This is a genomic window from Nocardia sp. XZ_19_369 (assembly GCF_015355715.1).
Taxonomy (GTDB): Bacteria; Actinomycetota; Actinomycetes; order Mycobacteriales; family Mycobacteriaceae; genus Nocardia.
In genome coordinates, this window is record NZ_JACVED010000012.1 from 136106 (window position 1) to 160440 (window position 24335).

A 24335-nucleotide genomic window follows, 5' to 3' on the forward strand; every position below is an offset into this window, starting at 1 on the left:
GCCCGCTCAGCCGGTGGCGCGCCGGTAGGCCAGGGTGGCGCGCAGGCGCCCCTGCTTGGGCGGCTGGACGTTGGCGAGGGTGATGTCGCCGCCGTAGTGGGCGAGCACTCGGTGGTCCATCACGAGGCGCCACAGCGGCGGGACGGCGGCGAGCAGGACCATCGTCGCGTAGCCGGCCGGGAGCTGTGGTGCGTGCGCCGAGCTGCGCAGCGTCTGGTACCGGCGTCCCGGATTGGCGTGGTGGTCGCTGTGCCGCTGCAGATGGAACAGGAAGATGTTGGTGACCAGCCGGTCGCTGTTCCAGCTGTCGCGCGGTGAGCACCTGGCGTATTTGCCGTCGCTGCGGCGGGCCCGCAACAAGCCGTAGTGCTCGACGTAGTTCACCGTCTCCAGCAGCCCGATGCCGATCACGGCCTGCAGCGCCAGCCAGGGCAGGATCTGCCAGCCGAACAGCGCGACCAACGTGCCGAACAGCAGCACGCTCATCGCCCACGCCTGCAGGATGTGATTGTCCACGTCCCACCAGCCTCGGCCCTTGCGCGTGAGCCGCTCCCGTTCGAGCTGGATCGCCGACCGGAAACCGCCGCTCACACTGCGCGGCAGGAACTCCCACAGTGACTCGCCGAGCCTGGCGCTGGCCGGATCCTCGGGCGTGGCGACCCGCACGTGGTGGCCGCGGTTGTGTTCGACGAAGAAATGGCCGTATGCCGATTGGGCGAGCGCGATTTTCGCCAGCCAGCGTTCCAGGTGCTCGACCCGGTGCCCGAGTTCGTGCGCGGCGTTGATGCCGATGCCGCTGACGAAGCCGAGCGTGGCGGCCAGACCGAGTTTGTCGACGATCGTGAGTTCCTCGCCCGCCCACAGGTAACACGCGATGCCGAGACCGAACAGCTGGATCGGTAGGAACAGGTAGGTGCACCAGCGGTAATAGCGGTCGCCGGAGAGCAATTCGTAGTCCTCGTCGCGCGGGTTCGCACCGTCCTCGCCGACGACCCAGTCCAGCACCGGAATCGCGATCAACACGATCACCGGGCCGATCCACCAGAACACGGGCGCGCCGGTGTGCAGCACGAGCTGCGAGGGCAGTAAGGCACACGAGGGAGCGATCAGGCCGAGCATCCACAGTGGGCGCTTACGGTCCTGACCTCGGGGTTGTCGGCGGCTGATCGTCCTGCTTCTTTCAGTGAGATTCCGGCGAGGGGCAACCGTAATCTGTTGTGGCTGCTCAGTATCCACTGCGCGATTGTTGCTTGTGATAGCAGAGTCGCCTGAACGCTGGTTCTCGTTACCAATGTGGAGCGAATGTGTTCCCAATCGTGACGAGCGGGCTGTCCGAGCACCCGGTCCACCCTGGTCAGGTCTGGTGCGCCGGCTTGCAGCACGAATCGGTAACCCTCGGACAGCACCGACCTGATGCTTTGGCCAACACTGGGAATACTTCCGTGCGAACGGATTCCGCGCGTGCTAGACGTGTCACTGTCGAGCGGGTGAGCGACGGCCGAACTAGCAGGGGGTCGTGGTGGAAGAGACCGAACGAAACGTACTGGCGCACGGGTGGTGGCACGCGCTGTCCACGGTGTGCCGCATGCCGGTGCCGCCCCATGAGACGCTGCGCTTGCTGGCCAGCCTGGTCGGGGAGATGGTGGCAGGTCTGCACGCCGATCCGTTCGACGCGAGCGTTGCCGCGGATGCGGGTGCCGCGCTGGTGGCGGCCGGGGTGCTCGGTTCGGAGGTGCCGGTCGCGTCGGCGAAGGTGTTGTACCGGCTGGGTGAGCAGCATCCCGACTGTGGGTACCGGCTCTCCGCGCTGCTCGCGGCGTTCGGCCAGGGTTACGGGGCGGAACTGCATCGGCAGTTCTTCCTCGAACGGCAATCGGTCGAACAGGCTCGGGAGGAAGCCCGCCGCGCGGCCGACGACAGGTTTCGGGTCGTCTTCGACAATGCGGCGGTCGCGATCGCGATCGTGGACACCGATTTCACCCTGCTGGACGCCAACCGCGGCCTGACCGACATGCTCGGTGTGCCGGTCGACGAACTGCGTGGCGCGTCGGTCTACGACTTCGCGCACCCCGACGACCGGGATTACATCCGCACCCTGGTGTACGGGGAGTTGGTGCCGAACGGGAACGGCACCGTGAAGCTCGAACAACGTCTCGTGCGCGCCGACGGCAGCTACGGGTGGGCCGCGTTCGCCATCACCTTCGTCAAGGGGGTGGGCAGGCAGGACGACTATCTGCTCGCGGTGGGTGAGGACGTCACCGAGCAGCATCGGCTGCGCGACGAGCTACATCGGCAGGCTCGGCACGACCTGCTCACCGGGTTGCCGAACCGGCGGCATCTGCTGGAACGGGTGGAGGCGATGATCGCCACGGCGGACATCGAGGATCGGGTCGGGTTGTGTTTCATCGACATCGACGGATTCAAGGACGTCAACGATCGGTACGGGCACGGGACCGGTGATCAGGTGCTGGCGGCGGTGGCGTCGCGGCTCCAGGAGAGCGTGCTCGATTTCCGGTGTCCGGTCGCGCGCATCGGTGGCGACGAGTTCGTCGCGGTGATCCCGCCGCCGGCCGACCATTCCGGGGTGACCGCCGTGGCGACCAGTCTGCAATCGGCGCTCGTCGATCCGTTCTCCATCGGAGCGCTGCGGTTGCGGATGTCGGCCAGTATCGGCGCGGTGCTGACGGCTGTGGTCGGCACGCAGGCCGAGGCGTTGCTCGATGCGGCGGATACCGCGCTTTATCGGGCCAAGGCGGATGGGAAGGATCGCTGGGTGTTGCACACTCTCGAATCGCAGGTGACGCCGTCGTCCGTTGTCGGGGGATAGTGCTCGCGCCATTTCCGGTCGCCATTCTTTCGTGGGCGATAACCGCGTTCCATGCGGCGTTCTGCTGCGTTGCTCCGGGGCAGACCGATACGCAAATCATGCGCAGCAGAATGTGTTCGGTGTGTACCGTCGCGAAGCACGTCGATCGCTTTCGAGCGAAACTGTTCGTCGGCTGCGGTATCGAGGTCGGTCGGTGGAGACTCGCATCATCCTTGACCGCACCGCACTGATGACCGGTGTCGTTTGCCGGAACGCGCCGTGGAAATCGTTTCGGCGGTAAGCGATCCCGCCGGAGATTTCGCGGCATACGGCGGGGAATGGGCTCCGATTTCGCGACGCCGACCCTGAGCAGGAGGGGTGAACTGGGCGTTTGATTTTCGGTGAGGCTTTTGTGCGGACATCCCGATGTCACCCCGATCGCCGGGGTGACCTGGCCGTTTCGCGAGGCACCCTTAGCGATGTACATCGTTGGTTCAGGGTGCCGTTTGATCTCAGCTGCCATTGAAGATCGAGGAGGACAATGAGTACGTCCAGGGTCATCACGACAACGCTGCGTCTCTCACAATCCGCCAGTCGCAGGCTGGCCGCACGCGCCGCACGCGAGGGTACAACTTCTACCGCATTGCTAGACCGCCTCATCCGGGAGGGTGTCGATCAGCTCGACCATCCCGGCATTGTTTTCCGTGGGCCGATGAACGATCGCCGCGCCGCGTTGGTCGCCGGCCCCGATGTCTGGGAAGTCGTTGCCCGCCTACAGGAATTGGACGGGCCGGTCGAGCGGCGCATCGAAGTGCTGAGCGCGAAGTCGAGCCTGCATACCGGCAAGATCAAAATCGCCATTGCCTACGCCCGCGATCACGGCAGCGAAATCATCGAGCGGATCGGGCGCAATCGTGAAGCGGTGGAAGCGATTCGCCACCCGGCGTCCGCACGAGTACCTGTTATCGAACGGGACCACCTCACGCTGGTCACTCCGCTGCGCGAGTGATACGGCCGAATTGTCCGGTGCGCTAGTCGAATTGTCCGTTGTAGTGGCTGTTCACATCTCTGGGGAGCGAATGTGTACACCGCTGCGACCTGTGCACAACCCGCCCGGTCCGCGGGCGACCACCCGCCGCATCAGCTCGGGTGCCGTCCGCGGCCTGATCGGGGTCGGCGGCTCCAGTTGGGCGGCAAGCGGATTCGGGGCAACGCCACAACTGTCACGAATCGGACTGGTAGCAACCGCCCGCACACTGTGATCCACAGCACTGGGATAGATTGTGGACAACCCGCGTTCCTTGTGGATGAAGCATTTGCCAGCCAACGGATTTCGGGTAAGCATGGGCCATGCCCATCGACTATGACTCCTCGTCAGTGGCCCGCCGCGGACAACCTGTGCCGTTTGCCACGCCGACCGCCCCAGCCCGCGCGACACGCGAAGTTCTTCCGTCCCGGGTCGGAGGCATCGTATGATGTTGAGTATGAAGGCCCGGATGACGTTGAGTCTCGAACAGGCCACGGCTGACTACATCACCAAGCAGGCGGCGGCCGCGGGTGGGAATGTCTCCGCGTGGGTCGAGCGGCACTTCCGGGAGCAAGCGCTCCGTGAGTCGGTCGCGTCCTACGTCGAGTGGGACGCCGCGAACCCCGGTTACGCCGAGGCTGCCGCGGAAGAGACCGAGGCTGCGGCGCGCGAATCCGGGCTCGCGTGAACCGCGGGGAAGTATGGGGATACGAGCCGATCATCAACCGTCCAGGCGTTTCGACCCGTCGGCTGATCATCAGTGCCGCCCCGATCAATGAGAACCCGCACCTGAAGGTCGTGCTGACCTTGCACGTCCTCGACTCCGATCCCGGCGGGCTGCTGGCCGTCGAGCTCCCGCCGCACGGATGGGCCTCGGCGTTGCACCCCGAAGCGACCGTGCGCAGTCGGCTCGACGAGTGCGTCGGCGTCGCGGACACCGAGACGATGGACCGGGTATCGGTAGCTCTGCGGGCCGCGCAGGATCTCTGAGCGCCGCCGGCGACCGGCGCGGTCGACGGCGCGGACCGTTACCATCGCCGGCATGGTGTTGCGGAGTGGTGTGCGGAAACGACTAGGACTCGGGCTGCCGGTGGCGGTGTTGCCCGCGCTGGTCGCAACGGGGTTGATGGCACCGCAGGCGGGGGCGGAGGAGCGGGTGCCGGCCGACCAGCGGGAGGCGATGGGGTCGGCGGCGGGGACCGAGGGATTGGAACCCGGCCTCGCGGTGGCTTACACGCTGGCGGAGAACGAGGCGCACGCGCAAGGCGTGCCGCTGTCGATCACGTCCGGTTATCGCACACCCGATGAGCAGCAGCAGTTGTGGGACGACGGCTTGGCAACCTATGGCGGACCCGACGCGGCCCGCCGCTGGGTGCTGCCCCCCGAGGAGTCGACCCACGTCTCGGGGCAGGCGGTCGACGTCGGTCCGCTCGCCGGAGCACAGTGGTTGGAAGCCAACGGAAACCACTGGGGCCTCTGCCGCATGTACGACAACGAATGGTGGCATTTCGAACTCGCCACCACCCCCGGCCACCCCTGCCCACCGATGCGCCCGGACGCCAGTACCCGCTAGCGCATACCGGCCCCGGCGCGCGCCCGCCGGTGCGTCAAGACGAAAGCGCCGCAAGCGCCTAACCCCCTCGCCGCGTGCCGGTCGACGGGCCCGGACGCCAGTACTCGCTGAGGCTCAGCGCCCCCGGGCGATGCTTGCCCGCCGGTGTACCCGGCATCGGTACCCGCGGGTGTGTACCGCCCGGCGCCGCCCGCCGGTGTGCCCGGACGTCAGCGCCCGCTTGCGTTTTCCCCCTGGCGCGTGCCGGTCGACGGGCCCGGACGCCAGTACTTGCTGAGGCTCAGCGCCCCCGGGCGATGCTTGCCTGCCAGTGTGCCCGGACGTCAGCGCCCGCTTGCGTTTTCCGCCCCCGGCGCGTGCCGGTCGACGGGCCCCGACACCAGTACTCGCTGAGGCCCAGCGCCCCGGCGATGCTTGCCTGCCGGTGTGCCCGATGTCAGTGCCCGATAGCGCTTTCCACCCCGGCGAGTGCCGGTCGATGGGCCATGACGCCAGTACTTGCTGACGCCTAGCGATCCCGACGGCGCTTGCCCGCTGGCCTGTCCGGGGCCGGCCTGTCAGTGCTTGCTGAACCCGGCGCGTGCCCGTCGATGGGTACGGACGCAAGTGCTCGCTGAGGCTCAGCGCCCCCGGCGATGCTTGCCTGCCGATGCCCGCCCGCCAGGCAGTCGCGAGCGTCCGTTGACTTCGGTGGTGCCGAGGCGGGTTACGTCCCCGCCGCCATCGGGCTGTCAGACTGCGGGGATGAACGATTCGGTGCGGCGCCGTGGGCGCCCGGCCCGGCTGTCGCGGGATGCGATTCTGTTGGTCGCGGAGGAGATTGTGGACTCCGGGGGGATCGATGCGTTGACGATGCGTGCGGTTGCGCAGCGACTGTCTAGTTCGCCGATGGCGATTTACCGGCATGTCCGGGACAAGGATGAGCTGCTGTTGCTTTTGCTGGATCGGGTGGCGGCGACGCTGAAACGGCCGGAACTGCCCGAGGATCCGCGGCAGCGGCTGGTGGTGCTGTGGCGGTTTCTGCATGACGAGTTGGCGGCGCATCCGTGGGTGGTGGGGGTGTTGGCGAGTGGCAATCTGGTCGGTCGGTCGATTCTGTGGTTGCTCGAGGAGTTGTTGCAGGCGTTTGTTGCCTGCGGGCTCTCCACGGAGCAGGCGGGTGCCGCGTACCGGGCGGTGTGGCAATACACCGTCGGTGTGCTGACGATCCGAATTGCGATGACGCGCACCGGTTCCGATCCGGACCGCGTGAGTTTCCAGACCGCGATGATCGATGCCGCGGACCCGGGGGAGACCCCGGGGGTCGCCGCGCTCGCCACGGCGTGGCCGCATGCGTGGGACAACTACGACTTCGGGCTCAACGCACTGCTGGACGGGCTGATTCCGCGCTCTTGACAGTCCTCCCGCTTTTTTGTGTACTTATAAACAAAAGAGCGAGGAGGTAGTCATGATCGACGCCGATGTTGTCGTGATCGGTTCGGGCGCAGCGGGTTTGGCGGCTGCGCTGGCCGCTGCCGACGGCGGCGCGGAGGTGGTGGTGCTGGAGGCGTCGCCGCGGTGGGGTGGTTCGACCGCGGTCTCCGGCGGGCAGGTGTGGGCCCCGGCGAACCATCGGATGGACGAGTCCGACTCCCTCGACGAGGCGCTCACCTACTGCCGTGCCGCCGCACCCGGACGCGACGACGCCATGGTGGAAACGTTCGTGCGGACAGTGCCCGAGGTGGTGCGCTTTCTGGAGGAGCACTCGCCGATCCGCTTCGCCCCGGCTCCGGCCTATCCGGACACCTTCGCCGAGCTGCCCGGCGGCAAGACCGCGCGGCACGTCGAGGTCCGTCCGCTGGCCGTGGGCGACCTGGGTGACCTGAACGAACTCGTCTGGCCCGCACCGTTGTTCGCCCCGGTGCTGACCAATCAGGAAGTGCTGGAGCATTATCTGTTCGCCGGTGGCACGCCGCCGATGGAACTGATCGCCCAACGCACGGCCGCCGGGACGGTCACACTCGGCGCGGGGCTCGTGGTCGGGCTATTGCACGGCTGCCGAACGGCGGGCGTGCGCCTGATTCGCGACTGCCGCGCAACGGAACTGACGCGCGACGCGCAGGGCCGGGTCGATGGCGTGCGCATCGATCGCGCGGACGGCGCCGTTCGCGCACGCCGCGGGGTCGTGCTCGCCAGCGGCGGCTTCGAGCACGATCCGGCGCTGCGGACGCAGCTGTTGTCCGGGCCGCTCACCCATCCCGTGACGCCGCCGATCCAGCACGGCGACGCGCTGCGCATGGCCGGACGGGTCGGCGCGGCGCTGGCCTACACCGGCGAGTACTGGTCCTGGCCTGCCTGTCAGGCGCCGGATCGGACCTGGCCCGATCCCGCCGCCACGCCGCAACCGCAGCTCACCCTGCCGGAACGGTCACTGCCCCATGTGTTGTGGGTGAACTCCGCGGGCCGCCGCTTCGTCAACGAGACCAGCCACAACTGTGCGAGCGCCTTCGCTGATCTCGATCCCAACACCCACCGGCCGCGCAACCTGCCCGCCTGGGCCATCGGTGACGCGCAGTTCCGCGCCAAATACTCGGTCGCGGGCATCCCCGCCGGCACGCCCGCCCCGGACTGGCTGATCCGCGCCGACAACCTCGCCGAACTCGCCGAGCGTATCGGTATCGACCCGGCGGCGTTGGCGCACACCGTCACTCGCTTCAACGCGATGGCGGAGGCCGGGCGCGACGACGATTTCCAGCGGGGCCGTACCCGATACGAGCACGCGTTCGGCGACCCGACCGCGGCTCATCCGAATCTCGGACCGGTAAGCGAGCCACCGTTTTTCGCCGTTCCCGTGTACCCCGGCGCGGTCGGCACCAAAGGCGGCCCGCGCACCGACAACCGCGCCCGTGTTCTCGACTGGTCCGACCGGCCGATCCCCGGTCTCTACGCCGCGGGCAACGCGGCTGCGGCAGTGTTCGGACCCGGCACGATCGCGGGCGGACTGACGATCGCTTCGGCGCTCACCTGGGGCTGGATCGCGGGACGCGACCTGGCAAAAGGGGACTGACCGGCCTGGATCGGTGCCGAACCCCATTGTGTCGTAGGCCACTACCGAGTACTGTCTGCAATTCGAGACTGAATGGTTTCACTATCGGATAGGCAGGTCCGGCAACGATGCCGGAGGATGAGGGAGCCCTCGATGATGAGGTTTGCTACTCGGATACGCGCGGGGACCGCGATGGTGGCGGCTGCGATCGCGGTGTTCGCCACGGTGGCGCCGGCCGCGACCGCGGACATACCCGAACCGGGAACCACCGCGCAGAGCGTGTTCAACAAGCCCGGTCCTCATCCGGTCGCGACCCCGGTGCGCACGAATCCGTGTCAGGAATCGGTCTGGGGCATGGTCGAACACATCGTCGTGCACATGCTCGGCAACCGCGACGACATGACCTGCACCCAGGCCTTTCCCAACGGCTTGGACTCGCCGATCGGGGTGAACACCTACTACCCGGCCGATATCGCCGAACTTCCCGCGGCGCCGCTGCTGGTGTTCACCTCCGGGTTCGGCGCGAACCCGGGAATGTACGACGCACTCGCCCGGCAGTGGGCAAGCCACGGCTTCGTCGTGGTGATCCCATACGAGTTCTTCAACTCGCTGGTGTACGTGCCTGCCCTCGGCGTCGCCACCGCCGTGGTCGCCGATCGGGATCCGAATTCGCCGCTGTACAACAAAATCGATCTGAGCCGCACGATCTTCGGCGGTCATTCCGGCGGCGGGCAGGCGGCGCTGCAAGCGGGAACGGTGTTCCCGGGTATCGCATCGACGATCGATCCGGCGATGCGGGTGCGCGGCGTGCTCGCCATCGAACCGGGCCCGCTGGCGGTGGGTGCGCTCGTCTCGGTGCCGACGCTGTTCCTCACCGGCTACAACGATTTCGTGGTGCCCGACTTCGCCTGGGTCCGCTGGTGGCAATACAACCTGTCGTTCCAGGCGCCCGCGTGGATCGCCAATGCCCGTGGCGTGAGCCATTTCTCGCCGGTCGACGGGCTGGACAGCTATCTGCACACGGGCACCGCGCTGGCTTGGCTGCGATATCAGGCGTTCGGGGACGAGGTCGCGAAGGCGTATTTCGTCGGCCCCGACTGGCGGCTGCCCGCCGACAAGACCTTCTTCAGCGTGGAGCGCAATGCTCTCGCCAATGCGCTGACCTAGCGCCGACGCACTCAACAGCTCCACCAAATCAGCAAGGAACAGAACAGAAATGGGTCGAGCATGAATTTCCGTCGGGCGTGGGCCGGTGGGCTCTGTGTCACCGCTGTGGTCACCTTCGCACTGGTGGGGCCCAGCGCTGCGGCAGAACCCAGCGCCGTGGCAGAACCCAGCGCTGCGGCAGAACCCGGCGTCGCGGCGGAGTCCAGCGCCGCGTGTGCCGAGCCGCCCGCAGGCCGAGCAGTGCAACGCGTCGATCCGGCCACCGTCGGCTTCGACCCCGCGGCACTGACCGACGCACTGAACTTCGGCTCGGCCAAGGGCGCGTACGCGATCCAGGTGTACCGCCACGGCTGCCTGGTCGGTGACCGCACCGGCACCGGCAATCTGCCGGTGCCACTGGCCAGTTCGTCCAAGGGCGTCACCTCGGTCGCGGTGGGTCGCGCGATCACGCTCGGTTACTTCGGCCTCGACGACCCGCTCGGCAAGTTCTTCCCGCAGGCCGACGCCGCGCATGCCGCACTCACCGTCCGGCAGGTGCTGAATCAGACGACCGGCCTGCGCTTCTCCTGGGCCGCCGATATCGCGGGTATCGCCACCGACGAGGTGCTGCAATCCCTGCACACCCCGCCCGCCTTCGAGCCGGGCACGACCTTCCAGTACGCCCAGGCCGTGCTGGCCCTGTTGCCGAAGATCGTAGAGCTCACCACCGGCACGGACTTCCAGGACTTCGTCCAGCGAGAACTCATGCAGCCGTTGGGTATTGCCCGCGACCAGTGGGTCTGGCTGCGTGACCGCAGCGGAAACACCGCTGTCAACGGTGGTCTCGCGATGCGCGCCGACGATCTCGCCCGGCTGGGCCTGCTCCTGCTGCACGAAGGGCGCTGGGGCGGAACGCAACTGATCGATCCGGGCTATATCCGGCAGGCGCGTCAGCCGACCGATGCCAACGGTGGCTACGGATTCTTGTTCTGGCTCAATGCCGGTGACTCCTACAAGACCGCGACGGTGCCCACCGCCAAGGTGTTCGACCATCCGATGTTCCCCGGCGCACCCCGCGACCTGTATGCATTCGTGGGCGCGTTCGGCCAGTTCAACGTGGTGATCCCGAGCCGCGACATGGTGATCGTCCGGCTCGGCGTACCCGGCGGCATCGACACCGGGAATGTGCAGACTTCCCTTGCCGCCGAATCGAATCCGGACAACAAAGAGTTCCTGCGCCGGGTGGTCGCGGCCGTCACCGACGTGCCCGCCGAGCCGTTCGACGACCCGTACCGCTACGGCGACACCTTCGGCCCCATCATCAGTGATCTCGACGATCTCGCCTTCTGGGTCGACCCGGCACACACCGCCCAGATCCTCTTCGGTGTCGGCCCGTACGCCCCGTCGAACTGCAATGTGCTGTGGTGCAACGGAAAGCTGGTGCCGCAGGACATCTTCGCGAACATGCTCGACTCCACCGGCCAGATCGTCGCCGCTCTGCTCGGCCTCAGCCACGGCCCGCGCTGACTGTCGCGCACCTGATCTGAAATCTAGCAACGCTAGACAAGCTAGTAGCGGAATGTTACCTTTGCTCCAGCTTCTAGCGCTGCTAGATTTTGGAAAGGGAAGCCGAAATGCTCATCGTCACCGGCCAGATCATTGCCGTAGTCGCCGTTCTCGCCAATGCCGTCGTCTACGGCACCGATGTCTGCGGGGCGGTGATCATGCGGTCGGTCTACCGCAAGCTCGATGATGCGACCGTGACCGTGAGCGCGGGATGGGGTCACTACTACGGCGACAAGCGCATGCCGGTGGTCGGTGCGGGCGGTGTGGTCACCGCGGTGCTCACGCTGCTGATCGCGATTGTGGCCGGGCAGACCGGCGCCGCGGTCGCGGCGGGGATCACGGTCGCGGCGCTGCTGACCTGGCTGGCCCTGTACGTCCGCATCGCCAAGCCGATCAACGCCCAGCAGACCGCCGCCGCGCAGAGCGGCATCATCCCGCCCAATGCCCGTGCGCTGCAGGACGAGTGGGACAGCCTGCTGAAGTACCGCGTCCCCCTGCAGTTCATCGCCATCGCCGGACTGTGCGCCGCGCTGATCCTGTTCTGACCCAGCACTTTCCACACCCGACAACTTCCGGCCGATCGCCGGGCACGCCTGATATCGAATCGAGGAGTAACCGACATGACCTTCACCACCAATGAACAGCAGTTCCTCGCCGAGGCCGGGATCGGTCGCCTGGCTACGGTGTCGCCCGACGGCGTCGTGCAGAACAACCCGACCAGCTATCGGGTGAACGCCGACGGCACGATCGACATCGGCGGCATGCGCATGCAGGCCAGTCGTAAGTTCCGAAATGTCGAGGCAGGCAGCCGCGTCTCGTTCGTCATCGACCAACAGGTTTCCTTGGACCCCTACGTTATTCGCGGCATCGAGGTCCGCGGCACCGCCGAGGCACTCGACGACGAGGAGCCGCCGTTCCCACCCCAGGAACGCGCGATCATCCGCATCCACCCCGAACGGATCATCTCCTGGGGCATCGACGGCGGCTCCTTCGACTTCACCAGCCGCACCGCCGACTAGTCACCCGAGTACCAGGGCCTGCCGCAATGTCCCAATCCGGACTTTGCGGCAGGCCTAGGCTTTGTGTCGAAGTCCGATCCGGACTTCGACAGAGGCCCTAGCCGACCGTTGTCAGTTCGATCCCACCTTCGATCGTGGAGTGCACGCGGCGCCGGTTGGGAGAGCCGAGGGCGGCGGTGAGGTCGGTGCCGTCGTGTTCGGCGAGCAGGTCGCCGCTGTCCCACACGAGCAGGGTTGCGCTGACGGTGTTCTCGGCGGCGGCGTGCGCGAGGTCGTAGTGGGCGCAGCCGGGGACGTGCGGGTAGGTGATCCACAGGTCGTAGCCGGTCATGAACAGGTCGAGGTCGAATTGCACGCTGAGCCCGAGCAATTCGCTGCGGCCGTTGTCGTCGACACCGGCGAACGCCTCGTCCAGCGCGAGCAGGCGCGGGGCCTGCGGGTCGGCCGAGTCGAGCATGACGTGGGCGGCGGCGAACAGCGGCAGGTGCAGCGAGACGGACTGCTCGCCACCGGAGAGCGCGCTGTGCCTGGCCACGGTGAGCTTGTCCTCGCTGCCGTCGGCGGAGATGAGGGTGAACGAGAACACCCGCCAGGTGCGGTAATCCAGGGTCGCGGCCAGGATTTCGGGGTAGGAGCGCTCGGGGTGCGCGGCCCGCGCCGTCCGGATCTCGGAGGCGAAATGCGCACGGATGGTGGCGAGTTCGTCCGCGCCGAGGGCCGACGCGTCACGGTCGAGCAGCTTGCACATGGCCCGGGCCGGGTCGGAGAGCGTGTCGGCGAGCACCCAGTGCACGCCGATGGTGTTGCCGGAGGACATCCGCCGCTGCTTCATCTCCGCGCCCATCCTGGCGATGAGATCGCGGGCGTCGCTGGTGCGTTCGTAGATCTGCTGGGCCAGCCCGGTCAGCAGCGCGTCCTCCAGGATGCGGCGTTCGGCGTCGGTGAGCAGCAGCTCCTGGTCTTTGCGCGCACTGTCGATGCGGGCGGCGAAATCGGCGAGCGCCGACATGCCGTCGTCGTCCTGCACCTGCACCACGGTGAGCCCGTCCGCGGCGTCCCACTGGAGCCGGTAGTCGCGCCCGGATCCGGCGAGGGCGGCATCGAATTCCTGTAGCGCCGCCGTCACCGCGCTGCGGGTGGACTTACGCGTCGCCTCGCTGGCCCGCACCGAAGCGGTTGCGGTGGTGAGACTTTCGAAGAGTTCGGCGACCTCGTCCGGCAGCACCTGCGGTTCGGCCTCCGGCCCCGCCTGGGAAATCCGATACAGCAACTGTTCCGGCGTGGACCAGGCGGCCTCGCTGCTCGGCCAACGGCCCTCGGACGTAGCGCCGAGCAGCCGGAGCAGGTCCGGGCGGGCGTACGGGGCAAGGGCTTTCACGTCGGCGAGCACCTCGTTGAGCGCGGTGCCCAGTGCTTCGTGCGCGGTCCGATAGGCGGCCTCCGCGTCGCCGATCGCCTCGATCGCCTCGTTGGCGGCCTTGCGCGCCGCCTTCTGCTCGGCCTTGGTCGCCTCGATCTTCGCGCGCGCCCGCTCGAGTTCCTGATCGATGTCGGCGGCGCCCGCACCGAGGGCCTCGCGCAGGGTTTCGAGTTTGCGCAGCTGCTCCTGGTAGCCCGACTTGGCGGCCTCGGCCTCCTCGGCGAACGCCTCGGCCAGATCCTTGGCCTCGTCGTGGCGATCGCTGCCCTCGCGCTCGCGCTCGCGTTCCCGCTCGTGTTCGGTGCGCAGCCGCAGCAGCCCGGTGCCGGTGTTCTCGAAATGCCGGATGGCGGCGGCCAAGGCGTCGAGTTCGCGCGGATCGCGCGGCGTCCGGTGTTTCGTCGCGGCCGCGCGCAGCTTCTTCTCGACCGCGGTCGCCTCGGCGACGGCCTGATCGAGGTCGCGCTCGGCCTGGGTGGCCGCCTCGGAGCGGGAGCGCATCATGCCCGCCGTCTCGGAGACCGCGCGCAACGCGGTGGCGACCGCCGTGGCCCGCGGCAACGCCTTGGCGGCGGCCGAGATTCGCGCGAGTTCGGCGTTGGCGTCGGCCTCCTGATCCTGGGCGGCCCGCAGGGCTTCATCGGCCGCCTCGAGCGCCGCGGCGAGCTCGGTCAGCCGCAGTTCGCGGCGGCGGGCCCGGGCGGTGGCGCCGATGAACTCGGCGTCGGCCTTGTGATGCCTGCCCACCTGGACGCCCTGCCGGAAGGCTCCTGCCGTGCTCACCGAGATACCGGCGGTCGGATCACCCTTGCCCTCGTGCAGGGCAATCGAGGCGAGCACGTCGGCGACGGCCTGCCTGGGCACCGTCGGCTCACTCGAATCCTCTTCCACGACAAGGACATCGGCGAGCGTGCGACCCTTCGGCCGTTCCTTGGCGGGCAGCGGGACAAGGAACTGGTCCGAGTCGTACTTCGCGGGCGGCTCGGCGCAGATCCAGCCGTCGAGTAGATCGGCGGCGTGCAGGGCGGCCTCGATGCCCGCGGCGGCTTGCGGTGCGACGTCATCGGCGAAGCGAACCAGCCGCCACAGCGGAGCGCCGGGCCGATCGTCGGTGTTCCTGGCCCGCGCGGCGAAAGCCGGTGGCGCGTCATCGCTTTGCGCGGCGACCCGGTCCCGCTCAGCGGTCAACTCGGCGATCTGCTCGCGCGCGATCCCCGCGCGCCCGCGCGCTTCTTGGCGCTCGTTGCGGATCTCGTCGATCAGCGACTCGGTGCGTTCGGCGAGCACCTCCGCGACCGTCGCCTCCTCCGAACCCGCCTGCGCCAGCGCGGTATCCAACGCCTCGAACAGTCCGTTGCCGAGCGGGGCGTACACCTCGCGGTGCTCATCCCACCACTTGCGCAGTGCCGCGGCGGCTTCGGTGCGGGCCAGCACCACCGCCGCCTCGGCGTGCGCGACCTCGGCGGCGGCCGCCTCGCTCAACTCGCGTGCCCGTTCGGCGAGCCGCTCGGCCCTGGTGCGTTCGGCGGCCGCGGTCTCCATGACCCCGAGGGCCTGCCGGACCGCGCGCACATCGGCATCGCGCTCCTCGGCGTGGCCACGGACCGTCGCGGTGAGCTGCTCGGCCCGCGCCGTCTCCGACAGGGCCGTCCAGTTGATGCCGGCTTCCTCGGCGGCGGAACGCAATTCGTCCTCGCCACGGGCCAGCGCCGCGGCGGCGGTGCGCACGGCGGTGCGGGCCCGCTCGGCCTCCTGTGCCCGCTGGTCGAGGGTCTGGCGCGCCTTGAGCGCCTTGTCCCCGTGCACGCTGGCCGAGGTCTCCAGCCGGCGGACCGCGTCGGCGAGATCGTCGAGCTGCTGCTTGCCCTCGTACGCGCTGGAGCGCTGCAGGTTCTCCCGGTCGCCGAGCGCCTGCTCGTAGGCGCGGTCGGCGTCCTCGGCGCGGGTCTCGGCGGTGGCGCGTTCGGCCTCGCGCCGCTCGCGCAGCGCGGTCGCGGCGAACAGCGCGGTGCTCGCGTGGGTGACCGCGTCGAGCCGGGTGCGTAACTGGTCGACGTCCGTCTTGGCCTGCACCGCAAGGTATTTGCGGTAGACATCGACGAAGGCGCGGGTGGCGCTGTCGGCGTGCACCAGCCCCTCCAGGGTGCGGCCGACCTCCTCCATGTCGCTGAACGAGCGGGCCGCGTCCAGGATCAGCTGCTCGTCGAGCGGGCGCAGGCCGTCGGTGAGCGCCTGCGAAAGTCCGCGCGGGTCCAGGTTTTTCGCCAGCTGCGGGCGGCGCAGCGTGAGGATGAGGTTGATCAGCTGGTCGTAGCGCTGCGTGCCGAGCCCGAACATCCTGGCGTCGATGGCGTTGCGGTACTCGACGGGGCGATCGACGATGGCATCGGTGCCGATCTGCTCGGCCAGCTGCTTGCGGGTGAACGGCCGGTCGTCGGGTCCGATCAGCGAGAAGTCCACGCCGACCCGGCCGTCGGCCACGAAGTACCAGCGGGTCACCTTGTCCGAGGAGCGGGTGGCCCGCATGCCGATGCCGACGGTCACCGCCTCCGGGTCGTCCCAGTCGCCGCGCGCGAACTCCATCCACACATACGAGTAGGCCGATTCCTGCTTGCGGTACAACAGGTTCGACTTCATCGTGCGCTCTTCGCCGGCGAACGGGTTGAGCCTGCGTGGCTCGATCCGCCCGTCCAGCACGAACGGGAACAGCACCTCGAGTGCCTTGGTCTTGCCGGACCCGTTCGGTCCGCGCAGCACCAATCTGCCGTCGGCGAAGCAGAATTCCTGGTCGCGGTAGTCCCACAGGTTGACGATTCCGGCGCGGGTCGGGATGAACCGCACTCCGCCGTGAATGAGCGACATCGCCTCAGTTCCCTTCCGTGCCAATGCTGTCGGACCCATAGGTGTCGGCCGCGGTGACGAACAGTTCCTCGGTGCGCTTGGCGCGCACGGTGACGACGGCGCCGCGATAGCGCGCCAGGGCGGGCAGCACCAGCAGCCCGTCCTCGACCGTCTGTACCAGGCGCAGCCGTTCGAGCAGCGCCACCACCTCGGTGGTCAGGCCGGGCACATCGGCCTGCCACTGCGCGGCGAAGGTGGCGCCGTACCGATCGGCGAGCGCCTGCACGGTCTCGCGCACCCACGCCGCATCGATCACCGGATACGTTGTCTCGACCGGATCTTCGGTGTCCTCGTCGGCATCGAACGCCGAATCCGACTGTGCCGAAAAGTCATCCAGCGCCCGCAACTCGGCGAGCGGGGCGAAGACCGTCGATTCCGGGATCGCGCCGTCCAGCTGCGCCGCGAGCGCCTCGCCCGGATCCGGTGCGGCGGGGCGCTGTTCGAGCGGGCTGTCGAGGTCGAGCACCCGGTCGGCGATCTCACCGGCCAGCAGCAGCCCCACCTGCGCCAACGTTCCGGTGCTCGGGAATCGGATATCCGAGAGCCGCCCGGAGATGTCGATCAGCGCGACCCCCTCCGCCCGGCGTTCGGCTCGCAGCCCGGTGAACAGCTCGACGTCGGCGACGATCCGATCCTGCCCCAGCACCGGCCGTTCCGCGGGCTCGAGGTCGTCGAGGTACACCACCGGCCGCTCGACCAGCGCCCGGCGCACCCGTCGCGCCAGGTCGGCGGCGGTCGGCGCGTGCGCGGGACCGCTTGCGCCCGCGGCTTCTTCGGTGAGCAACCCGCGCACGCTGTGCAGATGCTGCAGCGCGCGCGGCGGCCGGAACAGCGCGAACACCACCGGGCGGTCGATGTCGTAGAGCGCTTCGCCCGCCTCCGGATCGCTGGCCCAGCCACCCGCGTCACCGTCGGCCAGGGTGAGCGCGCCGCGATGGGTCAGCCAGCCGATCGCGTCCACGAAGGCGTCGCGGTCGGCCGCGCGATCGGTGGACAGCTCCAGTCCCTCCACCCGGCCGGCGTACGCGGCGACCTGATCGGCCAACTCCGACAACGTGGTCTGGTCGCCGGCCCGGCCGAGCGCGGCGATGGAGAGCGCGAGGTAGGCGTAGCGGCGTCGATCGAACAGTCGGTCGGCGGGCGTGCGCGCAGGCTTGCCCGCGTCCAGCCTGTCGATGATGGGGAACACCCGGGCGGTGGTCTCGGTGACCTCCAACCGGTAGCCGAACAGCTCGGCCAGGTCCTCGCGCAGTTCGGTGGCCCACCGGCGGATCAGCGGCAGCGCGATCCGATCCGGATAGGTCCTGGTCACCAGATGATTGGCGAGGATCACCCTGGCCGCGCGCTGATAGTTGTCCAGCGCAAGGGAATCGATCTTGCGTCCGTGCATCATCCGCGCCACCCGGGGCCGGGCGTCAGGGCCTGTCTCATCGAGCCTCCTTGGCGCCGCGCGGCCGGGTCTTGGTGGTCTGGCGCACCTCGAGCCTGCGATTGTTCAGATGCAGCAACCCGTGTGCGGTCTGCACCACGGTAGAACCGTCGTGCTCGGACACCGTCAGCGTGACCCCGCTGTCGGATCCGGTGGTCCCGGCGACCCGGCCGCTCACCGGCACCCACGCGGTGGACGCCGCGTCGAGCAGCCGCAACAGCACCTCGGTCTCGCGTTCGTCGAGCACCCGCTCGTGCACGTCGGCGGCGGCCAGCGATTTGGCCGCGTCGGCCCGCGCCCGTTGCGCGTCCAGCTGCGCCTCACGCAACCGTCGAATACCGGCGTCGTTGCGATGGATTCGCGCGGGCGCGCCGGCCGACGGCGGCCGGCCCGTCTCGGCCAGGGTGCGGGAGATCTCCAAAGGCGGCGCCTCCCACCAGGACCGCTGCGGGGGGATGAGGTCCGCGTCCGGATGCTCCATGGCCAGGTGGCGCGGCCTGCCCAGGCCGAACACCGCGTCGAAGAGAGCGTGCGCGCTGTCCGCGCTCGGCGCGGCGGTGAACCAGCCCGCCAGATGCCGCAGCGCCGACTCCCGGCTCACTCCGCCGCGCCGCGTCTCGGTGACCCGGCGCAGCAGCGAGAGCACGGCCGCGATAGCGCTCATGGTCGCCTCGCGCAACCGTTCCGCCTCGGTGGTGCCCGCGTGCTCGCCGGAGCCGGACGCGACGAACCAGGTCCGCAGCCCGTCCCAGCGTGCGTGCCAATCGGCCTGCCGCTCCGCGAAACTCAGCAGCACCCGTTCGTCGCAGCCTGCGGCGCGCTCGATCAACTCCTCGACACCGGTCTCCTCGATCTCGGCGATCGCGCCCGCCAGCCGTGGCGTGAATCGGGCCAGGTCCAGGCTGAATTCGCGCATGTGCGCGAGCAGCGCGTCCTTGTGCGCCAGAAAGGATTCCGGGGTGATCTCGGTGGTCCGCACGAGATCGCCGAGGGAGAGATAGAAGTGTGCGGCGCGGGCTGCCATATCGGTCAACGCGGCGTCGAGACGGCGCAGCGTGCGGTAGACCCGCTCGGCGTCGCCCTCGCGATTGGCCGCGGCGAGGGTGTGCAGGTCGGCGAGCAACTCCGGCAGCACCAGCCGGGACAGCGACGCTTCATCGAGCCGGGCGTTCAGTACGCCCGCGACCGCGCGGTAAGCCTGGAACCCGGCCTGGGAGAACTGGTAGACGAAGTGCCGGTTCCGATATTCGGCCAGGGTGGCGGCGCGGGTGCCGTCGTAACTGCGCTCCAGCACTCCCCACTGATGGAGTTGATCGAGCAGCGGGCCGATTTCGGCGGCGGTGAGGCGAGGTGCGTTCGGGCGGGCGCCGCGCTCGGTGGACCAGACGGCGGCGCTCGCGGGACCATCGTCGGCGTGAGCTGGGCTGTCCGACTGCGATGTGTCGCCGGACTGCGCCTGGTTATCGGACTGCGCTGCGCTATCGGACTGCGCTGCGCTATCGGACTGCGCTGAGTTGTCGGACTGCGTTGGGTTACCGGACTGCGCTGGACTGTCGGACTGTGCTGCGCCGCCGACCTGCGCTGTGTCATCGGACGGCGCGGTGCCGCCGGACCGACCGGCCGACTTGTCCTCTATATGTTGCTGGCTCTCGACGTCAGACGCGGATTCCGATTCGAGCAGGTCAGGTGTGCGCAGGTTGTGTCCGTTGCGTTCGATCCACTCCGCCACATCGTCGGCGTGCAGCAGCACTACGTAGGCGGCGCGGGCGCTGTCGAAAGCGCGCAGCACCCACAGATAGTCGGCGCGGCGCTCGGCGGTGGCGAAGGAGAACAGCCGCAGCCGGTCGTCCCACAGGACGGAGGCGATGGCTGAGCCGTCGACGGAGTCGGTCACCGGGAACAGGGTAGTAGCGGGCCGGTCGCCGACAACGCGAACGTACCCAGTTCGGCGTGGCCGTGTCCTGTTTGCCGGATGTTCGCCGTGGAATCGGGGTGTGTCACAGGGGATGGCAGCCGCTGGAGTCGGTACCGGTCACTCGGTAGAGAGGGCGCGCAGCTGGTCGAAATACACGCGGGTGCGCGGATCCCCGGGGTATCGGGCGATGATTTCCCGCGCGGCCTCGCCCGCGATCCACATGAGCGAGGGCAGTGAACGGCGTTTACCCGCGAACGCGCGCAGTCCCTCATCGACGGCGAGTTCCAGATCGCGGTTGCGCACGGCGACCACCGCGAGGGTGAGATGCGCCTCGGACACCCGCATCGGATTGCGAACGGTGCCGTCGGCTCTGGTCGAGTTGCGGATGACCTCGTTGGCGTAACTCTCGGCGCGCCGATCCTCGCCCGCGACGCGGCAGCAGTCCATCGCGTAGAAGTCGAACTTCTGTGGGTCGACCACGAAATGGTTGTCCAGGTTGATCGGATGGTCGAGTCGCTCCAAAATTGCTCGGCCCTCATCGAGGGCCGTTTCGACCTCGTGCCGGTCGCCGAGTCGCGCCCACGCCTTGGCCCGCTGCGCCGCGAGTTGCACACCGACGCCCAGGTTTCGGCTGGCCTCGAGGGCCTGGTCGACCGCGTCGATCGCACCCCGGTAGTTGCCCTGGGTCAGCGCGAACCAGGCCGCCATTTCCGCGCTCCACCCGGTGATCTCGGCATTCTCGGCCTCCTGGCCGAGCGAGTACGCCGCGCGTCGGGTCGCCTCGGCGGCGGTGCGCCGGCCGAGGTCGTAGTCCACGCAACCCACCAGCAACGCAACCCATCCCGCGAGCACCAGGATGTCGCGGTGCTGCGCCAAAGTCAGTCGGCCGTCCAGCAGTGAGGTAATTCTCCGCAACCATCCGGTGCCCTCGGCGTGCAGCTCGTGCGGATCGGCATAGGAGTACTCGCAGCAGAGGCGTTCCGCGGTGATGCGGATGGCATCGAGGGTGGCGGGCGAGACGTCCGACATGCGCAGGCGGCCGATGAATTCCAGCGTGTCCATGCCCGTTGCCGAGAGCACCTCGTCGTCCCGGTTCGGCCGGGCCTTGGGGAAGAACGCCGCCGTGACGGTGTCGAAAGCGGCGGCGATGATAGGGGCATAGAAATCATCCGGCCGCGACTCGCCCGATTCCCAACGGCGCCAGTTACGCAGCAGTGTACTGTCTGTCGGCAGGTTGTGGGATGACTTGGCGCGCATCACGCGGACGGCATCTGCTTGTGACCACCCCCGCGCATCGCGTTCAGAACGCATCCGGACAGCCCAGACGGGTCGATCGTCTCCAGCGGCCACGTCAGTAGTATCGCACCAGTTAACGCCCGGTGGCCGAGATAGGGCATATAGGTGTCAGTGGGTTGACATCTGCATTCGCAGTTTGGCGTTGTGCATGCTGGACCCATGGGAGCGGAAAGTTTGCCGGACCCTTCTTGTTACAGCCAGATGCAATTGCATCTGTTCTTGCAAGGCGCAGTGCCCCACAATGGGGGAGATCCACATGAGAACAGCGGTACCCAATCCAACGGAGGTTCGGGTGGAAGCGTTGATCTATGGATACTTGCGTGACGATTTGGCCGATGGCCACAGTGCAGAGCTCGAGGATGCGATGAGCAGCCTCGCCCGTGAGGAAGGGCTCTGCTTCGCCGCAACGTTCCATGAATCGACTTCCGGTGACGGCACGGCATTTGTCGAGCTGACCCAGGAGCTCAAGCGGGCGGACGCGCACCACGTAGTGGTTCCGTCGCTCGATCACCTTGCCGGCCAGACGATCCCACGGGATATTCTGCTAGCGAAGCTGGCGCGCGAGGCGGCGGCGCAGGTCTGGACCATCGAGACCTGACAGCCACGACGGCACGCCGGACCAGTGGGGTATCGCCCAGCGAGTGGTCCGTCCCGATCGCCGTCGCACTTCCGCGAGCACTCTCGTCGCGGCCACACCGGCCAGCAGCGAGGCGAGCAACGCCGCAACATGGTGTTGCCCGAACAGCGGATACACCTGCCAATGCAGCAGATACACGAACAGCGAGCTGTCGGCGAGCACCGCCGCGACGACTGCGAGCAGGGCGGGCACCCGGATCGCGGGCAGCCAGATGAGCAAGAGCAGCCCGGCCATCACCAATCGCTCGCGATCCGGCACGCCGAAATAGCCGGGCACGCAGGCCAACAGGACGGCACTGACCACGAGTCGCTGCCACGCCGTCGTCGCCTTCGCGGCCGCCCAGCCCATGGCGACGAACCACACGGCCAGCGGTGAGAACGGCACATCCTTTGCCGGATAGAGACCGAACGGCTGATAGCGCAGCACCAAGGTGAGCGCGAGCAGGCCGATGGCGAACCAGAACGGTGCGCGCCGTTCCAGCGCGTCCACCAGGGGTACCCGCAGCAGCAGCGCGGCAGCCACCATGAAGTAGACCAGTACCTCGATGAACCACAGATGCCCCGCGGTGTCGCTGTCGTGCGGGCCCAGAATCTTGTTGAGCAGCAGCACGTTCTGCCAGCCGTAGTAGTCGGTGAACAGCAAAGTGACGGCTACCCATGCGGCGGTCGGCACGGCGATCAGCGCGACCGTGCGCAGCACGTGCCGCAACCGTTCGGCACGCGGCGAGGCGGTCACCGCGAAGCGGGCGAAGTTGAATCCGGCCACGCCGAGCAGCACGTGCGCGGCGCCCCACCACACGAACAGGCCGATGTGCGTGCCTGCGATCAGCACGATGGCGGCGGCGCGCAGCAGCGTGCTGGTGTCGACGGTCCGGCCGAACCGCCTGCCGCCGTGTGGGATCCGGTCCAGCTCGGCGACGGTCATGGTCGGCCAGTCGGCGGGCAGCCTGCCGAGCGCGCGTTCCACCCTGGCCGCGGTCGTGACGTAGGTCAGCGAATTGCCGCCGAGGTCGACGAAGGTGCTGTCCGGGTGGATGAGCGCCGGGTCGAGGCCGAGCGAGGTCGCGTAGAGCGCGCGGATGCCCCGGCTCTCCGGCGGGGGTGCCGACAACGTGCGAACGGCCGGATAGTCCGGCTTGCCATTGGCCAGTCGCGGCAATTCCTCGACGGCACATACTCGTACGGACGCGGCGGGCAGCCCGGCCAGCTGCGCCGCGGTCTCCGTCGGATCGCTGGCGGGGCTCTCCACGGCGACGACGAGCAGTTCGTCGTCGTCGGTGCAGCAGACGGTGAAACCCGCGGCCGCCAGCCCGGATTCGAGGCGCTGGAGATCGATGCGCAGGCCGAAGATCTTCGCGAACCGGCTGCGGCGGCCGATCACCTGGTACAGACCTTCGGGGGTGCGGCGGGCGAGATCGCCGGTGCGCAAAGCGGTTACGGTGCGCCCGAGCGCGAGATCGGCGGGCGACTCGGCGTAACCCAGCATAACGTTGGGTCCGTGATACACCAGTTCGTGCGGCACGGTGTCGGTCGCGTGCCCACCGAGGTCGACCCCGGGCTGGTGCCCGCCGGTCTCCTCGATCGGTTCCAGACTGAATTCGCCACCGGGGATGGGCACCCCGATGCAGTCCGGTCGCTCGGCCGCCAAATCCGGTGGCAGATAGGCCATTCGGGCGGTCGCCTCGGTCTGGCCGTACATCACGAAGAAGTCCCAGCCCGCCTGTGCGCCGAGCCGGGCGTAGTCGCGGACCCGGTCGGGGGCGAGCCTGCCGCCCGCCTGCGTGACATACCGCAGATCGGGCAATGCCATGTGGGCGAAGCCGATTCGGTCCAGCAGATCGATGGTGTAAGGGACGGCCGCGAAAGACGTTGCGCGACAGGCGCGGAACTCGTCCCAGAACACGTCGTCCAGTACCGACCGTTCGGTGAGCAGCAGGCTCGCGCCGCGCAGCAGGTAGCTGTGCACCACCGAAAGCCCGTAGCAGTAGAACATCGGCAGGGTGGTCGCCGCCCGGTCGTCCGGGCCGATGGCCAGGTATTCGGCGATGGCGGCCGCATTGGCCAACAGGTTCGCCGAGGAGAGCCGGACCAGTTTCGGTGAGCCGGTGGAGCCCGAGGTGCTGAGCAGCAGCGCGAGATCCGGATGCAAGGTGTGCGCGGAGGTCGCGCGCCGGATGTGTGGCCGGCCGTCCTCGATGACCACGTCGGGATCGTAGGCGCTCAGCAACTCGTCGGTGACTTCCGCGGTGAGCAGCACGACGCAGCCTGCGCTGAGCGCGCCGAGATACCCGACGAGCGAACGCAGATCGTTGCGGGCCGCGAGCGCGACGAGCCGCCGGTTCGTTCCGAGCTCGGCCGCGAAATCCTCGACGAGCGTCGCCAGCTGGGCGTAGGTGACCCGCCGCGCCTCGTCGGCCGCCGTTTCCGGCGCCGCGCCATCCGCCCCGGGCGAGCCAGGGCAGAGGACGGCGACCCGCTCGTCGAAACTACGCAGGTGCGCGACGAGCGAGGGAAAGGTCACCCTAAAAAGAATAGGGGGCAGCGGCATTCCGGCCAACAAGCGGCCCCCTGGTGAA

At 68.4% G+C, this 24335-nt stretch carries 18 protein-coding genes; 12 read left to right on the plus strand and 6 right to left on the minus strand.

What is annotated here, in order from left to right; translation table 11 throughout:
- Nucleotides 1-6 precede the first annotated feature (6 nt).
- Nucleotides 7-1119 (minus strand): alkane 1-monooxygenase, encoded by a 1113-nt coding sequence (locus IBX18_RS36850; protein ID WP_194838066.1) that lies wholly within the window; start codon nucleotides 1117-1119, stop codon nucleotides 7-9.
- A 397-nt stretch (nucleotides 1120-1516) separates the two neighbouring features.
- Between IBX18_RS36850 and IBX18_RS36855 the strand changes: the two genes are divergently transcribed.
- The 11 genes from IBX18_RS36855 (at nucleotide 1517) to IBX18_RS36905 (ending at nucleotide 12162) form a co-directional block, all read left to right on the plus strand.
- Nucleotides 1517-2827 (plus strand): sensor domain-containing diguanylate cyclase, encoded by a 1311-nt coding sequence (locus IBX18_RS36855; RefSeq protein WP_306796567.1) that lies wholly within the window; start codon nucleotides 1517-1519, stop codon nucleotides 2825-2827.
- A 691-nt stretch (nucleotides 2828-3518) separates the two neighbouring features.
- Complete coding sequence (locus tag IBX18_RS42530) at nucleotides 3519-3815, plus strand: hypothetical protein (RefSeq protein WP_228542352.1); 297 nt, start codon at nucleotides 3519-3521, stop codon at nucleotides 3813-3815.
- A 463-nt stretch (nucleotides 3816-4278) separates the two neighbouring features.
- Nucleotides 4279-4521 (plus strand): hypothetical protein, encoded by a 243-nt coding sequence (locus IBX18_RS36865; RefSeq protein ID WP_194838067.1) that lies wholly within the window; start codon nucleotides 4279-4281, stop codon nucleotides 4519-4521.
- On the plus strand, nucleotides 4518-4823 hold the full coding sequence (locus IBX18_RS36870) for a hypothetical protein (RefSeq protein WP_194838068.1): 306 nt from the start codon (nucleotides 4518-4520) through the stop codon (nucleotides 4821-4823). The genes IBX18_RS36865 and IBX18_RS36870 overlap by 4 nt, the downstream gene beginning before the upstream one ends.
- Before the next feature lie 136 nt (nucleotides 4824-4959).
- Complete coding sequence (locus IBX18_RS36875) at nucleotides 4960-5406, plus strand: M15 family metallopeptidase (RefSeq protein ID WP_373889264.1); 447 nt, start codon at nucleotides 4960-4962, stop codon at nucleotides 5404-5406.
- Nucleotides 5407-6150: 744 nt separating this feature from the next.
- A complete protein-coding gene (locus IBX18_RS36880; protein WP_194838070.1) occupies nucleotides 6151-6801 on the plus strand; it encodes a TetR/AcrR family transcriptional regulator in 651 nt (216 codons plus the stop codon).
- 52 nt (nucleotides 6802-6853) lie between these two features.
- Nucleotides 6854-8452 (plus strand): FAD-dependent oxidoreductase, encoded by a 1599-nt coding sequence (locus IBX18_RS36885; RefSeq protein ID WP_194838071.1) that lies wholly within the window; start codon nucleotides 6854-6856, stop codon nucleotides 8450-8452.
- A 132-nt stretch (nucleotides 8453-8584) separates the two neighbouring features.
- Nucleotides 8585-9598: an alpha/beta hydrolase gene (locus IBX18_RS36890; protein WP_194838072.1), complete on the plus strand. Its 1014-nt coding sequence runs from the start codon at nucleotides 8585-8587 to the stop codon at nucleotides 9596-9598.
- 60 nt (nucleotides 9599-9658) lie between these two features.
- Nucleotides 9659-11104 (plus strand): serine hydrolase, encoded by a 1446-nt coding sequence (locus tag IBX18_RS36895; RefSeq protein ID WP_194838073.1) that lies wholly within the window; start codon nucleotides 9659-9661, stop codon nucleotides 11102-11104.
- Between the two features lie 107 nt (nucleotides 11105-11211).
- Entirely contained in the window at nucleotides 11212-11688 is a 477-nt protein-coding gene (locus IBX18_RS36900) for a DUF1772 domain-containing protein (RefSeq protein ID WP_194838074.1), read from the plus strand.
- Between the two features lie 75 nt (nucleotides 11689-11763).
- Nucleotides 11764-12162, plus strand: a complete 399-nt coding sequence (locus IBX18_RS36905; RefSeq protein ID WP_194838075.1) for a PPOX class F420-dependent oxidoreductase — start codon at nucleotides 11764-11766, stop codon at nucleotides 12160-12162.
- Between the two features lie 97 nt (nucleotides 12163-12259).
- Here the strand turns inward: IBX18_RS36905 and IBX18_RS36910 are convergent, their stop codons facing one another.
- The 4 genes from IBX18_RS36910 to IBX18_RS36930 form a co-directional block, all read right to left on the minus strand.
- Nucleotides 12260-16444: a TIGR02680 family protein gene (locus IBX18_RS36910; RefSeq protein WP_194838076.1), complete on the minus strand. Its 4185-nt coding sequence runs from the start codon at nucleotides 16442-16444 to the stop codon at nucleotides 12260-12262.
- A 4-nt stretch (nucleotides 16445-16448) separates the two neighbouring features.
- Nucleotides 16449-17873 carry a TIGR02678 family protein gene (locus IBX18_RS36915; RefSeq protein WP_194838176.1) on the minus strand — a complete coding sequence of 475 codons (1425 nt, stop codon included), beginning with the start codon at nucleotides 17871-17873 and terminating at the stop codon, nucleotides 16449-16451.
- A 37-nt stretch (nucleotides 17874-17910) separates the two neighbouring features.
- The gene (locus IBX18_RS36920; RefSeq protein ID WP_306796568.1) at nucleotides 17911-19806 is read right to left on the minus strand and encodes a TIGR02677 family protein; all 1896 of its coding nucleotides are present in this window, start codon (nucleotides 19804-19806) and stop codon (nucleotides 17911-17913) included.
- Between the two features lie 138 nt (nucleotides 19807-19944).
- Complete coding sequence (locus IBX18_RS36930; RefSeq protein WP_147143428.1) at nucleotides 19945-21084, minus strand: XRE family transcriptional regulator; 1140 nt, start codon at nucleotides 21082-21084, stop codon at nucleotides 19945-19947.
- Nucleotides 21085-21415: 331 nt separating this feature from the next.
- Between IBX18_RS36930 and IBX18_RS36935 the strand changes: the two genes are divergently transcribed.
- Nucleotides 21416-21721, plus strand: a complete 306-nt coding sequence (locus tag IBX18_RS36935) for a hypothetical protein (RefSeq protein WP_107657727.1) — start codon at nucleotides 21416-21418, stop codon at nucleotides 21719-21721.
- On the opposite strand, the gene IBX18_RS36940 is transcribed toward IBX18_RS36935, so the two are convergent.
- Entirely contained in the window at nucleotides 21668-24280 is a 2613-nt protein-coding gene (locus tag IBX18_RS36940; RefSeq protein ID WP_306796569.1) for an AMP-binding protein, read from the minus strand. The two genes, IBX18_RS36935 and IBX18_RS36940, sit on opposite strands and share 54 nt — an antisense overlap.
- Between the last annotated feature and the right edge of the window lie 55 nt (nucleotides 24281-24335).

Excerpts from the sequence above, each read along its gene's own strand:
- IBX18_RS36850 (WP_194838066.1), bottom strand. The coding sequence starts at position 1,119 with ATGCTCGGCCTGATCGCTCCCTCGTGTGCCTTACTGCCCTCGCAGCTC.
- IBX18_RS42530 (WP_228542352.1), top strand. The coding sequence starts at position 3,519 with ATGAACGATCGCCGCGCCGCGTTGGTCGCCGGCCCCGATGTCTGGGAA.
- IBX18_RS36865 (WP_194838067.1), top strand. The coding sequence starts at position 4,279 with ATGATGTTGAGTATGAAGGCCCGGATGACGTTGAGTCTCGAACAGGCC.
- IBX18_RS36875 (WP_373889264.1), top strand. The coding sequence starts at position 4,960 with ATGGCACCGCAGGCGGGGGCGGAGGAGCGGGTGCCGGCCGACCAGCGG.
- IBX18_RS36880 (WP_194838070.1), top strand. The coding sequence starts at position 6,151 with ATGAACGATTCGGTGCGGCGCCGTGGGCGCCCGGCCCGGCTGTCGCGG.
- IBX18_RS36885 (WP_194838071.1), top strand. The coding sequence starts at position 6,854 with ATGATCGACGCCGATGTTGTCGTGATCGGTTCGGGCGCAGCGGGTTTG.
- IBX18_RS36890 (WP_194838072.1), top strand. The coding sequence starts at position 8,585 with ATGATGAGGTTTGCTACTCGGATACGCGCGGGGACCGCGATGGTGGCG.
- IBX18_RS36895 (WP_194838073.1), top strand. The coding sequence starts at position 9,659 with ATGAATTTCCGTCGGGCGTGGGCCGGTGGGCTCTGTGTCACCGCTGTG.
- IBX18_RS36900 (WP_194838074.1), top strand. The coding sequence starts at position 11,212 with ATGCTCATCGTCACCGGCCAGATCATTGCCGTAGTCGCCGTTCTCGCC.
- IBX18_RS36905 (WP_194838075.1), top strand. The coding sequence starts at position 11,764 with ATGACCTTCACCACCAATGAACAGCAGTTCCTCGCCGAGGCCGGGATC.
- IBX18_RS36910 (WP_194838076.1), bottom strand. The coding sequence starts at position 16,444 with ATGTCGCTCATTCACGGCGGAGTGCGGTTCATCCCGACCCGCGCCGGA.
- IBX18_RS36915 (WP_194838176.1), bottom strand. The coding sequence starts at position 17,873 with ATGCACGGACGCAAGATCGATTCCCTTGCGCTGGACAACTATCAGCGC.
- IBX18_RS36930 (WP_147143428.1), bottom strand. The coding sequence starts at position 21,084 with ATGCGCGCCAAGTCATCCCACAACCTGCCGACAGACAGTACACTGCTG.